At 66.6% G+C, this 12,600-nt stretch carries 9 protein-coding genes; 5 read left to right on the top strand and 4 right to left on the bottom strand.

The genetic code is table 11. The features are described 5' to 3' along the window. Window positions 1–97: 97 nt before the first annotated feature. Window positions 98–898, top strand: a complete 801-nt coding sequence (locus ACSQ3P_RS28300; protein WP_436168781.1) for a L,D-transpeptidase — start codon at window positions 98–100, stop codon at window positions 896–898. Window positions 899–1,124: 226 nt separating this feature from the next. Here ACSQ3P_RS28300 and ACSQ3P_RS28295 read toward each other — a convergent pair whose 3' ends face one another. Both ACSQ3P_RS28295 and ACSQ3P_RS28290 read right to left on the bottom strand, forming a co-directional pair. Beyond that, a complete protein-coding gene (locus tag ACSQ3P_RS28295; protein WP_436168780.1) occupies window positions 1,125–1,958 on the bottom strand; it encodes a DUF2076 domain-containing protein in 834 nt (277 codons plus the stop codon). Between the two features lie 409 nt (window positions 1,959–2,367). Next, a complete protein-coding gene (locus ACSQ3P_RS28290) occupies window positions 2,368–3,111 on the bottom strand; it encodes a L,D-transpeptidase (RefSeq protein ID WP_436168779.1) in 744 nt (247 codons plus the stop codon). A 624-nt stretch (window positions 3,112–3,735) separates the two neighbouring features. Here ACSQ3P_RS28290 and ACSQ3P_RS28285 point away from each other — a divergent pair. Beyond that, the gene (locus ACSQ3P_RS28285; RefSeq protein WP_436168778.1) at window positions 3,736–5,778 is read left to right on the top strand and encodes a methyl-accepting chemotaxis protein; all 2,043 of its coding nucleotides are present in this window, start codon (window positions 3,736–3,738) and stop codon (window positions 5,776–5,778) included. Window positions 5,779–5,812: 34 nt separating this feature from the next. On the opposite strand, the gene ACSQ3P_RS28280 is transcribed toward ACSQ3P_RS28285, so the two are convergent. Further along, the gene (locus ACSQ3P_RS28280) at window positions 5,813–6,226 is read right to left on the bottom strand and encodes a globin family protein (RefSeq protein WP_436168777.1); all 414 of its coding nucleotides are present in this window, start codon (window positions 6,224–6,226) and stop codon (window positions 5,813–5,815) included. Window positions 6,227–6,406: 180 nt separating this feature from the next. Continuing rightward, window positions 6,407–7,801: an MATE family efflux transporter gene (locus tag ACSQ3P_RS28275; protein ID WP_436168776.1), complete on the bottom strand. Its 1,395-nt coding sequence runs from the start codon at window positions 7,799–7,801 to the stop codon at window positions 6,407–6,409. Window positions 7,802–8,071: 270 nt separating this feature from the next. On the opposite strand from ACSQ3P_RS28275, the gene ACSQ3P_RS28270 reads away from it, so the two are divergent. From ACSQ3P_RS28270 to ACSQ3P_RS28260, 3 genes are all read left to right on the top strand, one after another. Further along, a complete protein-coding gene (locus ACSQ3P_RS28270; RefSeq protein WP_436168775.1) occupies window positions 8,072–9,535 on the top strand; it encodes an amidase in 1,464 nt (487 codons plus the stop codon). A 177-nt stretch (window positions 9,536–9,712) separates the two neighbouring features. Further along, entirely contained in the window at window positions 9,713–10,942 is a 1,230-nt protein-coding gene (locus ACSQ3P_RS28265) for a M20 family metallo-hydrolase (RefSeq protein WP_436168774.1), read from the top strand. 167 nt (window positions 10,943–11,109) lie between these two features. Further along, window positions 11,110–12,522 (top strand): amidase, encoded by a 1,413-nt coding sequence (locus ACSQ3P_RS28260; RefSeq protein ID WP_436168773.1) that lies wholly within the window; start codon window positions 11,110–11,112, stop codon window positions 12,520–12,522. Window positions 12,523–12,600: the final 78 nt, after the last annotated feature.

The raw sequence follows: 12,600 nt of genomic DNA, 5'->3' as shown, positions 1-12,600 counted from the left end.
TAACCGCCTGCCGTGCGCCGCAGAGTCAACGATTCACCATTCCTTCTCCTGCCGCTCGGCAGGCTCTCCGGCAGGTTGATGTCGAGAGAGTTGCGTCATGCGTCCAGTCCTTCTCCTGCCGCTTACCGCCCTTGTGCTGGGCGGGCCGGCCCTCGCCCAGAACTATGCCCAGCCGCTGCCGGGCGATCCGATGGCGACCGCCTCCTCGGGGCGGGCCAATTACGGCGGCGGTTTCATCGAGATGCTGATGACCGGCCGCGATCCGACGCCGATGGGCCGGGGCGGGGCGGTCTATAATCGCCCGGGCGCCTACGCCACCTATGGCCGCAGTACCCAGTCGTCGGCCTATCCGGCAGACCCCTTCGAGCCTGCGGCCCAGCCGCGCGCGGCCGGCCGCCGCATGGCCGCGCTCGGCGAGCCCGCCGAGATGGAGCGCCCGATCGAGCGCGTCATCGATCCGCGCTTCCGCAAGCAGGAGGTCGCCTATGACGGTCCGCACAAGGCGGGCACGATCATCATCGATACGCCGCAGCGCTTCCTCTTCCTGGTCCAGCCGGGCGGGCGCGCCTTGCGCTACGGCATCGGCGTCGGCCGCCCCGGCTTCTCCTGGGCGGGCATGAAGACGGTCAGCCGCAAGGCGGAATGGCCGAGCTGGACGCCGCCGGCCGAGATGCTGAAGCGCCGCCCCGACCTGCCGCGCTTCATGCAGGGTGGCCCTGAGAACCCGCTGGGCGCGCGCGCCATGTATCTCGGCTCCACACTCTACCGCATCCACGGCACCAACGAGCCGCATACGATCGGCCAGGCGGTCTCTTCGGGCTGCATCCGCATGACCAATGACGATGTCACGGATCTCTACGAGCGCGTCCGCGTCGGCGCGAAGGTGCTGGTGATCTGAGGCACGCAGCCTTCGAGGGTTAGGAAAAAGCGGAAGCCCGCCCGGTGTGAGCCGGGCGGGCTTCGTGTTTGTCGGCGCGGCTCTTCAGCGGCGCTAGAGCCGGATGATTTCAGACGGAATCACGAAGTGATGCCATCTGAAATCTGAATCCGTCTCTCATCTTAAGAGTTAGAGCGGGATCAATGCGAAAAACCGGTTCCCACTTTTTCGCATCCCGCTCTTGCGATCAGGTCCAGCTATCGTCGTCGTCCCCGGCGAAGCTGGAGCCGTCGTCATAGCCCTCATCGGCAGGCGTGTCGTTGCTGGCGTTCTGGTAGTTCGCCGGGTCGGACGAGCCGTCATTGTAGCTGGCATTGTCGCCGGCATTTTGCGTGCTGGCGGCATCGTTGCCCTTGGAGGCGTCGGGCGTCGGCGGGTTGAGCTTGGCGCTGTCCGAGATCGAGTTCAGATCGGACGCCTTGGCCGCTCCTGCGCCCGCGCCGTGACCGCCGAAGGCGTTGGTCAGGACATTGCCCAGCACCATGCCGCCGGCGACGCCGGCCGCGGTCGTCAGCGCGCTCGCCATGAAGCCGCCGCCACGCGCAGCGGGAGGTTGCTGCGCCGCCTGGCCGGCCCAGGGACCGGGCTGCTGCGGCTGCATTCCAGGCTGCATCGGAGCTGCCTGCATCGCGTTGGGCTGCGGACTGTTCCAGGCCGGTGAAGGCTGCCCGGCTCCGCGCTGCGGAAAGGCGGGAACGGAGCCAGGGCGCTGCGACGCGTCCGGGGGCTTCGTTCCGCTGCCGAAGATGCCGGAAAGGAACCCGCCGGATTGCGGCGGAGCCTCTGCCTGCCGGTTCTGCAGGTCGCGCATCTGCGCCTGCAGATCCTCGACCTGCGCCTGCAGGTTGGTCAGCGCTTGTTCCTGCACATAGACGGCCTGCGCCATGGCGTAGGGCGCATAGGGCTGCTCGCGCAGGCGGTCTGAGATGAAGCGCTCAGCCTCGGGGTCGCGGGGCTGGTTGGCCGCCTGTTTCAGGCGGTCGAAAATCCCGGCGATCACGTCGCGTTCTTGCGGCGTCATCGTCATCTCCTCTCGTTTTGGGCGGCGCGGTCGCGCCGCCGCCTCAAGAGGTGGTGGGTGCGTGTGACGGTATCAAGGCGGGAGCATTTTTGAGCGAAGTGGACACCGGTTCGCGTGCAGAAAACGCGTCAGGGCAGAAGCGTTTTCGAGCGAAGTGGATGCCGGTTCGCGTGAAGAAAACGCGTCAGGGCAGAAGCGTTTTCGAGCGAAGTGGATGCCGGTTCGCGTGAAGAAAACGCGTCAGGGCAGAAGCGTTTTCGAGCGAAGTGGATACCGGTTCGCGTGAAGAAAACGCGTCAGGGCAGAAGCGTTTTCGAGCGAAGTGGATACCGGTTCGCGTGAAGAAAACGCGTCAAGACAGAATCTTGCGGCCATGTCCGATCCAGCCGGATCGGACATGGCCCTGACCTTACATCAGGTCGGGGGTGAACTCGTCGAACTCCTCGCCCGGGGCCGGCTTCAGCAAGGTGCCGCGGTTCAGCACGACGACGGTCGTCCCGGTCGGCACCCGGCTGTGCAGGTCGATGATGTCCTGGTTGAACATCCGGATGCAGCCGCTGGAGACCGACTGGCCGATCGACCAGGGCTCCGAAGTGCCGTGGATGCGGTACATCGTGTCGCGGTCGCCCTGGTAGAGATAGAGCGCGCGTGCGCCGAGCGGGTTGTCGAGGCCGGCCTGCATGCCGCCGGCCCAGGGGCCGTTCTTCGCCGGATCGCGCGCGATCATCGCAGGCGTCGGGGTCCAGCGCGGCCAGCTGGCTTTGCGGCCGACGGTGGCGCGGCCGCGCCAGGACATGCCCTGCTTGCCGACGCCGATGCCGTAGCGGATGGCGCGGCCGTTCTCGCGGACGAGATAGAGGAAGCGGTTGTCGGTATCGACGACGATGGTGCCGGGCGCTTCGCGGGTCGGGTAGGAGACCTCGTGGCGCAGGAACTTCGGATCGACCTCCGAGACGTCGGTCGCCGGCAGCGGATAGGTCTCATCGGGCTGGTCGCCATACATGGCGAGATATTCGGCACTGACGCCGGGTGCCCGCGCCGCCTCGAAGGGCTCCTGCCGCGTGCTCACGCAGGCCGCGAGCAGAAGGGGCATCAGCAGCGCCGCGAGGCGCTTGAGGGGGAGACTGGCGAAGGCGGAGGGCACGAAGGACATGGATGGGGCTCGATGGGTGAATCTGGCGGGCGGCGACGAAAACCTAGAGCATTGCGTGAAAAAGTGGGTACCGGTTTTTCGCGTGAGCAATGCTCTAAACTTTTAGAATCGATCACGTTTTCTCGCGTTCGGACGGAACCGTTCGAATGCGACGTGATCCAGGAGCGACGCGCAAATTCCACGCCATGCCCCGATGCTTCTTTCAAGGTGTGCGAGATGGCCGTGGGGTGAACAGTGCGTGGCGAAATTGTGGCAGACACAAGCTGTGACGAATTGGCAACAATTACGAACTCTATACGGGTAGTGCGTAGAAGCGTACAATCAGTGCGCGAAATTATTGGCTGCAGATTGTTTCATTGGGTTTCGAACAGGCTGAAAAGCTCTGATTTTAAGCGTTTGTTTAGCGATTTCACCGCGAATCCAAGGATGTCGCAACGTCACGGCGACGATCGGTGCTCCGGCTTCCGCCACAGAGGCGGCGGGTCGCGCATGGCTCGGATCTCCTGGACGCATTGCGGCAGCGACCATGCCGATGCCTAACCGTTCCACAACAAGCCGGCCGGGTCTGATGCGCCAGAGATGCGCCTTGATTCACCGGGATAACAGGCCGGGGAGGCCGGGCCCTTGAAGTCCATTCGCATCAAGATCGTCGCGATGCTGGCGATCGTCGCAGCCGGCGCCATCGCCTCGGCCGGGCTCAGCCTCTACGCCTTGTCGCGGGCCAACGACCTCAACCAGCGCTCGAACATGCAGGGCGACATCGCGCTGCTGACCGAGCGGCTCAATGGCATCGTCACCGGCGTGGTGATGGAGGCGCGCGGCATCTACATGTCGAAGACCGCGGCGGAGGCCGAGCCTTACGCCAAGGGCATCGAGAGCCGCGTCGAGCAGTTGCGCAGGCTGACCGCCGGTCTGAGGCGGCTTGCCTCCGCAGACGCGCGCGTGGCGCAGATCGAAAAGGCGATCGGCGAGTTCATCACCTTCCGTTTGGAGACCGTCCGCCTTGGCCGAGAGGTCTCGACGACGGCGGCGAATGCCCAGGGCAACAACGAGCTCAACCGTGCCAACCGCAAGGCGCTGAACGACGTTCTCGCCGCCTTCGGCACGCAGAATGAGACAGTCGGCAATGCGCTGGGACAGGAGGCCGATGCCTTCACGAAGCAGGTGCAATGGATCTTGCCGACCGTGCTGCTGGCTGCGCTGCTGGCGTCGCTGGCCGCGGCATTGCTGTTCGCGCAACGCTCGATCACGCGGCCGCTGATTGATCTGGGCGGCGTCATGCAGCGCATGACCGCTGGCGATACCAAGCTCGATGTGCCTCATGTTGTGCGCCAGGACGAGATCGGCGCGATGGCGCGTGCGGTTTCAGTGCTGCGCGAGAGCACCGAGCAGGTTGCGGTGCTTCAGGAGCAGGAGCGTGCGGCTGCCGCCGCTCGCCTGGCGCGGGCGCAGTCGATGGAGGCTGTGGTCTCCGATGTCGGCGATGTGGTCGCAGCTGCGGCGTCGGGGGATTTCTCGGCGCGGCTGCAGATCGAGCATGCCGACGAGCAGATGCAGAAGCTCGTCGCCGGCATCAACGAGATCAATGCCGTGGTCGACAGCGCCACATCCGAATTCGCGGCCGCTTTGCAGGCGGTGGCGGGCGGCGACCTGACCTCCCGGATCGAGACCGCCTATCGCGGCAAGTTCGCCGAGCTCAAGGGCGCGATCAACGAGACGGTGGATCGCCTGTCCTCGACGGTGCGCACGATCCAGACGACCTCTGCGGATGTGGGCTTGGCCGCCCGCGAGATCACCATGGGCGCCGACGACCTGTCGAAGCGCACCGAGGAGCAGGCGAGTTCGCTGGAGGAGACCGCCGCCACGACCGAGGAGCTCGCAGCCTCGGTGAAAGCCTCGGCCCAGGCCTCGAAGAACGCCGCCGCGATCGCGACCGAGGCGATGCAGGCGGCGCAGACCGGCGGCACCATCGCGACCGAGGCCGTGGCTGCGATGGCGCGCATCGAGAGCGCCTCGCAGAAGATCTCCGACATCATCCGGGTGATCGACGACATCGCCTTCCAGACCAATCTGCTGGCGCTGAACGCGGCGGTGGAAGCGGCGCGCGCCGGCGATGCCGGCAAGGGCTTTGCCGTGGTGGCCTCGGAGGTGCGCACCCTGGCGCAGCGCTCGGGTGCTGCCGCCAAGGACATCTCCGGGCTGATCTCGTCCTCCAACATGGAGGTCGGCGCGGGCGTCACGCTGGTCCGCCAGGCCGGCGACGCCCTGACCCAGATCCTGGCCGCCTCGCAAAAGGTCGCGGCCACCATCGCCGAGATCTCGGCGGCCTCGGGCGAGCAGGCCAACGGCATCGACGAGATGAGCCAGGCTGTCGCCCATCTCGACGAGATGACGCAGGCCAATGCGGCGCTCGCCGAACAGAGCGCGGCCTCGGCCGGTTCGCTCTCGGGCCGCATCGTCCAGCTCAACGACCTCGTCGCCGCCTTCAGGACGGGGCCTGAGGGCGCGACCGCCTCACCGGCCAGTCATGGCTCGGAGCCCGCGCGCCTGCGCAAACTCGCCGAAGCCGCCTTCGGACAGACCAGGGCGGAAGCTCCAGCCAGATCCGCCCCAGTGAAGAAAGTCGCTAACAGCCGCGCTAATGATGCGGGGTGGGAGGAATTTTGAGCGAGACCGGCGATGACGGCCGACGCCTCCTCGTTCAGTCCGCGTGGCTCGCAGCGATCATGACGCTGGCGATATCAGTGTAGAGCTGCGTCCAGGCCTGCTCGACGCGCGGCGTGAATTCGTCGCCCAATGAGGTCCGGAGCGTCCAGATCAACGCCTCTCTGACACTGTCGTAGTGGCTGTCCTTGACGCCGTAGCCCTTGTGCTGGCGGCCGAGCTTGCGCAGCAGGATGGCGAGCCCCTCCCGGTCGTTGAGCGTGGCGATGGCGACCGTCAGCGTCTCCATCAGCTTGATGCCCTGCGCCTTGATGTCGCCTTTGAACAAGGGCCTGACCTCGGGCGCGATCTCGAAGAGCCGGTTGTAGAATATCGCGCCGGTCTCGGCCTTGCGGCGGTGGAGATGGGCGAAACTGTCCCGGATGCGTTGAACGTCGTCGTCCTTGAACATGATCTGCCTCCCCCCAAAGGCGAAACCTGCGACGCAGCAATGATAGAGCATTGCGCGAAAAAGTGGGTACCGGTTTTTCGCGGGAGCAATGCTCTAAGCTTTTAGTATCGATCACGTTTCTCGCCTTCGGACGGTTCCGTCCGAAGGCGACGTGATCGAGCACGAACAGGCCCAGTACAATCAGAGGGCGGTGACGAGGCCAAGTCTGTCGCGTGCCCGCCAGCGGCCGAGCATCAAGACCGCGACGATGGCGAGCGCGATCGCAAGCCCGATCCAGATGCCGATGCCGGCGAGCGGCGTGAAGAAGCCGAGCACGACTGAAAGCGGCAATCCGATCGCCCAATAACCGAGCCCGGCGAAGAGCATCGGCACCCGCGTGTCGCCGAGCCCCCTGAGGAGGCAGGAGCCGACGACCTGCGCCCCGTCGGCGATCTGGAAGATCGCGGCATAGAGCAGGAAGGAGGCTGCCAGCGCCGCGACCTCGGCCGCGCCGGGCTTCTCGACATCGAGGAAGGGAACGACGAGCCACTGCGGCGCAAACAGCATGACGAGCGCGGTCAGGGCCATGAAGCCGATGCCGAGCACGAGCGCCGTCGCGCCGGCCCGCGAGACGCCGTTCCTGTCGCCGGCGCCGAAAGCCCGGCCGACCCTGACCGTGGCCGCCTGGCCGATGCCCATCGGCACCATGAAGGCCAGTGAGGCGATCTGGATCGCGATCGCATGGGCCGCGAGCGAGGCCGGGCCGATCAGCCCCATCAGGAAGGCCGCGCCGTTGAAGATCACCACCTCGAAGGCGAGCGTCGTGCCGATCGGCAGGCCCATCCGCCAGAAGGCCCAAAACCGCGGCCAGTCCGCCACCCAGAAGCGGCCGAACAGGCGGTAGCGGCGGAAGCGCCGGTCGACGCTGACGACCAGGCCCAGGCCCAACACCATCGATACCGAGGACAAGGTCGTCGCCAGCCCCGAACCCGGCAGGCCGAGCGCGGGAAAGCCGAGCCGGCCGAACATCAGGCACCAATTCGCCAGCGCGTTGAAACCGACGGCGAGCAGGACGACGACGAAGGCCGCGAAGGGGCGTTGCAGGGAGGCGACGAAGCCGCGCAGCACGAGAAAGAGAAAGAATGGCAGCAGACCCCATTGCAGTGTCCGCACATAGGAGGCTGCAGCCTTCGCCAGCGCCGCGTCCTGGCCCATTGCGCGCAGGATCGCCTCGGCCTGCCAGAGAAACAGCCACATCGGCCCGACCAGCGTCACGGCAGCCCAGAAGCCCTGCCGCACCGTGCGGCGCAATTCGCGCACGGCGTGGCGGTTGCGGCCGAGCTCGATCGAGATCATCGGCGACACGGCCGCCATGACGCCGATGCCGAAGATCAGCACGGCCATGTAGAGATTGGAGCCGAGCGCGCCGGCGGCCAATGCGTCGGGGCCGAGATGGCCCATCATCATCACATCCGTCGCCGTCATCGCGTTTTGCGCGACATTGGTCAGCACCAGCGGCCAGCTCAGCGCCAGCATGGCCCTGGCCTCGGTAAGCCAAGGGGCCGTCTGGCGGAGCGGGATGGCGAGGTCTGACATGGGGCGTCGCTTTTAGAGCATCGGCCCGAAAAGTGGGAACCGGTTTTCGGGGCATGCCGATGCATGATCGAAGCGCTACAGCATCAGCCCGAATACGATATTCGGGCTGATGCTGTAGCCGCCTTGGGCGTTGGGGGACAGCCGCCTGCACGCCGGGCCGCCCCGCGTGATGCGCCCTCCGCACAGGCTCCGTCCGGAAACGCCGCTGGTGGGCTGGGCGGGCTGCGGCCATCATCGGCCCGATTCTTCCCGGCAGGAGACAGGCCAGGCATGCCAGATTCAGTCAGCAGTGCGGCGACGGGCGACATCGTGGCGCTGGATGCGGTTGCGCTTTCGCAGGCGATCCATGCGCGCAAGCTCTCCTGCGTGGAGGTCATGGCGGCGTTCCTCGACCAGATCGAATGGCTGAACCCGCGCGTCAACGCGATCGTGGCGCAGCGCGAGCGCGGCGATCTGCTGAAGGAGGCGGCGGTGCTCGATGCCGAGCTCGCGGCCGGCCATTCGCGCGGCTGGATGCATGGCTTCCCGCAGGCGATCAAGGATCTCTCCGCCGCCAAGGGCTTCGCGACGACGCAGGGCTCGCCGCTGTTCAAGGACATCATCGCGCAGACCGATGCGATCTTCGTCGAGCGGATGAAGGCTGCCGGCTCCATCATCATCGGCAAGACCAACACGCCCGAATTCGGGCTCGGCTCGCAGACCTTCAACCCGGTCTTCGGGGCGACGCGCAACGCCTATGACCAGAGCAAGACCTCGGGAGGCTCCAGCGGCGGCGCTGCGGTCGCGCTGGCGCTGCGCATGCTGCCTGTGGCCGATGGCAGCGACCATGCCGGTTCGCTGCGCAATCCCGCTGCCTTCAACAATGTGCTGGGCCTGCGCCCGAGCTATGGCCGCGTGCTGTCGGGCACGGATGAGGTCTTCATTCCGCAACTGGGCGTCGCCGGGCCGATGGCGCGTAAAGTCCGCGATCTCGCTGCGCTGCTCGCGGTTCAGTCCGGCTATGATCCGCGCGTGCCAATGTCCTTGCGGGAGGATCCGGCGGTCTTTCTCGGGCCGCTGGAGCGCGACGTCGCGGGCTTGAAGATCGGCTGGCTCGGGGATCTCGGCGGCCATCTGCCGATGGAGGAGGGCGTTCTCTCCCTGTGCCGGCAGGGCCTGGCGGCGTTCGAAAGCATGGGCGCGATCGTCGAGGACGTCGCGCTCGGCTTCGATCCGGAATCGATCTGGCAGGCATGGCTCACGCTGCGTGCCTGGCAAGCGGGCTCGGGCCTTGCCCCCGTCTATGCCGATCCGGCCCGGCGCGATCTGCTCAAGCCCGAGGCGCGTTGGGAGGTCGAGCAGGGGCTCAAGGTCTCCGCCTTCGATGTGATGCAGGCCTCCAATCTCCGCTCGCGCTGGTACCAGCATCTCCATGGGCTCTTCGGACGCTACGACATCCTGGTCCTGCCCAGCGCCCAGGTCTTCCCCTTCGCGGTCGAGACGCCATGGCCCAGAGAGGTCGCCGGCCGCGCCATGGACACCTATCACCGCTGGATGCAGGTGGTGATCCCGGTGACGATGTCGGGCTGTCCGGCGCTCAGCGTGCCCGTCGGCTTCAACGCGGCGGGCCTGCCGATGGGCATGCAGCTCTGGGGGCCGAACCAGTCCGAATTGCTGCTGCTTCAGGTCGCGCAGGCCTATGAGAACGCGACCGGCTGGGTCGACAGGCGCCGGCCCGGCTTGCTCAACGGGTGAGCGGCTTGCATCGATAGCGTTTTCAAGCGAAGTGGACACCGGTTCGCGTTAAGAAAGCGCGTTAAAACAAAGAGTTAGAGCAGGAGCGATGCGAAAAACCGGTTCCCACTTTTCGTATCCTGCTCTAGCCTGGGCCGCGAGCAGCGGCGCGATGGCCTTCACGGAGACTTGAGACGAATGAGCAGCAACCTGCGGATCGATGGTGCGCGGCTGGTGTCGCGCCTGACGGCGCTCTCGATGATCGGCGCGACGCCTGAGGGCGGCTGCCGGCGCCTCGCCTTGACCGATGAGGACAAGCAGGGCCGCGATTGGCTGGTCGGGCAGATGCAGGCGCTCGGGCTCGAGGTGAAGATCGACGCGATCGGCAACATCGTCGGCATCCTGAAGGGGCAGCAGGAGGGGCCGGCCGTTATCATGGGCTCGCATATCGACACGGTCGGCACTGGCGGGCGTTTCGACGGTGCGCTCGGCGTCATCGCCGGCGTCGAGGTACTGGCGGCGTTGCGCGACGCCGGGCTCACCCCCAAGCGCGACATGGCCGTGATCGCCTTCACCAATGAGGAGGGCGCGCGCTTCCACCCCGACATGCTCGGCTCCTATGTCTGGGCCGGCGGCATGAGCGTTGCCGCGGCCCATGCGGAAACCGATTCCGAGGGCGCCGGCCTCGGCGCCGAGCTCAAGCGCATCGGCTATGAGGGGCCGGAACAGCCGGGCTTCCTCCAGGCCCATGCCTATCTCGAAATGCATATCGAGCAGGGGCCTGTCCTCGAGAGCGAAGGCGGCGGGCTTGGCGCGGTCACCGGCATCCAGGGGATCTGCTGGCTCGAACTGACGCTGAAGGGCCGGCCGAGCCATGCCGGCACGACGCCGATGGCCTATCGCAAGGATCCAGGCCTCGCGGCGGCGCGGATCAACATCTTCGCCAATGAGTTGACCAAGACGATCCCCGGGCAGCTCGCCAATTCCGGCGTCATCCGCGTCCAGCCCGGCAACGTCAATGTCGTGCCCGAAACCGTGGTGATGTCGCTCGATCTGCGCAATCCGCTCGACGCACCGCTGGCAGAGGCCGAGGCTGCCCTGCGCAAGTTCTGCGCGGAGCTTGCCGAGCGCGACGGTATCGCGATCAGCTTCCGCGACCTTGCCCGCTTTCCGGCGACGCCCTTCGCGGAGGAGCTGATCGCCAGCGTCGAGGAGAGCGCGGCCGAATTCGGTCTGCCGATCCGCCGCATGATCTCGGGCGCCGGGCATGACGCGCAGATGATGTCGCGCCTGTGCCCGACGGCCATGGTGTTCATCCCCTCGATCGGCGGGCTCTCGCACAACCCGGCCGAATTCAGCACCGACGACGACATGGTCGCCGGCGCCAATGTCCTGCTCAGCGCCGCCTGGCGCGCGGCGAATGCGTAGCACCATGACAACAATCTCTCAGCCTCTCCGTCATCCCGGACAAGCCGCGTAGCGGCGCCGATCCGGGATCCATCGGAGGGCTCCGGGGCTCTACGATGGATCCCGGGCCTAGCGCCCGGGATGACGAGGAGGTTCCAATGCTCATGACTTGAAGGACAGGCCGCCTCATGACCTCGATCTCCTCTTTGTCCGCCGCCGAACTCCAGCCCCTCTATGCCAGCGGCGCGCTCTCGCCCGTTGCGGTCGCCAGGGACGCGCTTGAGCGCATCGAGCGCTTCGAGCCTGAGGTCAACGCCTTCACCGTGCGCGACGACAAGGTCACGCTCGCCATGGCGGCGGCGGCCGAGGCGCGCTACCTCAAGAAAGAGCCGCTCGGCCCGCTCGACGGCGTGCCCGTCACCATCAAGGACAATATCGGCGTCGCCGGCTGGCCGATGCGGCGCGGCTCGGCCGTCGGCTCGGACGCACCCTGGCCCGAGGATGCGCCGGCCACCGCCCGGTTGCGCGAGGCGGGCACCGTCTTCCTCGGCAAGACGACGATGCCGGAATATGGCTGGAAGGGCGTCGGCGATTCCCCGCAATCGGGGATCACGCGCAATCCCTGGGGCACCGGGACGGGCCCCGGCGGCTCGTCGTCCGGCGCTGCCGTCTGCGCCGCACTCAATCTTGGTTGCATCCATATCGGTACGGATGGCGCGGGCTCGGTGCGCATCCCCGCCGCCTTCACCGGCGTGGTCGGCCTGAAGCCCACCTATGGCCGCGTGCCGGCCTTTCCGGTCTCGACCATGGGCTTCCTCGCTCATCTCGGTCCATTGACCCGCACCGTGACCGACACGGCGCTCGCCATGAACGCGATCGGCCGCGCCGATGCCCGCGACATGACGGCGGTGCTCGACGAGCCGCTGGATTATGTCGCCGGCCTCTCCGGCGGCGTGAAGGGGTTGCGCCTCGCCTGGTCGCCGAAGCTTGGCGGCGATGTCGCGGTCGATCCCGAGATCGCGGCGCTCACGAAAGCGGCAGCAATGGCGTTCAAGGAACTCGGCGCGACGGTCGAGGAGGTCGATCCGGGCTTTGCCGACCCGATCGAGACCTTGATGACGCTGTGGGGGGCTGGCGCAGCGCTCGCCTTGCGCAATGCCGGCCCGGACGACCGCAAACGAATGGATCCCGGTCTCGTCGCGGTGGCGGAAGCCGGTGAAAAGGTGTCAGGCACGGCCTATGTCGATGCGCTGCTCAGCCAGCGCAATGCGCTTGCGCACCGCATGGCGCAATTTCATGCACGCTTCGACCTGCTGCTGACGCCGACGCTGCCGCTGCCGGCCTTCGAGGTCGGGCGGAACACCCCCGCCCATGGCGGCTATGGCGAGGACTGGACGCGCTGGACCCCGTTCACCTACCCCTTCAACATCACGCAGGCACCGGCGATTTCGCTGCCTTGCGGCCTGACGAAAGCCGGTTTGCCGGCGGGCCTGCAGATCGTTGGCGCTTTCGGGCGGGATGCGCTGGTTTTGCGCGCGGCGGCTGCATTCGAATTTGCAAGGCCTTTCGCGCGGGTCGATGCGCCGATCAAATCGGTTTAATCGCTTATTTCGCAATTTTCTGCTCGCAACGCTGCGGGGCGGGCAGAGATTGCCGAATTCCGTGCGCTTCCGGCGGTT

It is taken from the genome of Allobosea sp. LjRoot9 (assembly GCF_964252745.1).
Taxonomy (GTDB): domain Bacteria; phylum Pseudomonadota; class Alphaproteobacteria; order Rhizobiales; family Beijerinckiaceae; genus Allobosea.
This window is presented reverse-complemented; position numbering and strand designations above follow the sequence as displayed.

What these genes read in the sequence shown, in the direction of transcription:
- ACSQ3P_RS28300 (WP_436168781.1), top strand. Translation starts at nt 98, where the DNA reads ATGCGTCCAGTCCTTCTCCTGCCGCTTACCGCCCTTGTGCTGGGCGGG.
- ACSQ3P_RS28295 (WP_436168780.1), bottom strand. Translation starts at nt 1,958, where the DNA reads ATGACGCCGCAAGAACGCGACGTGATCGCCGGGATTTTCGACCGCCTG.
- ACSQ3P_RS28290 (WP_436168779.1), bottom strand. Translation starts at nt 3,111, where the DNA reads ATGTCCTTCGTGCCCTCCGCCTTCGCCAGTCTCCCCCTCAAGCGCCTC.
- ACSQ3P_RS28280 (WP_436168777.1), bottom strand. Translation starts at nt 6,226, where the DNA reads ATGTTCAAGGACGACGACGTTCAACGCATCCGGGACAGTTTCGCCCAT.
- ACSQ3P_RS28275 (WP_436168776.1), bottom strand. Translation starts at nt 7,801, where the DNA reads ATGTCAGACCTCGCCATCCCGCTCCGCCAGACGGCCCCTTGGCTTACC.
- ACSQ3P_RS28270 (WP_436168775.1), top strand. Translation starts at nt 8,072, where the DNA reads ATGCCAGATTCAGTCAGCAGTGCGGCGACGGGCGACATCGTGGCGCTG.
- ACSQ3P_RS28265 (WP_436168774.1), top strand. Translation starts at nt 9,713, where the DNA reads ATGAGCAGCAACCTGCGGATCGATGGTGCGCGGCTGGTGTCGCGCCTG.
- ACSQ3P_RS28260 (WP_436168773.1), top strand. Translation starts at nt 11,110, where the DNA reads ATGACCTCGATCTCCTCTTTGTCCGCCGCCGAACTCCAGCCCCTCTAT.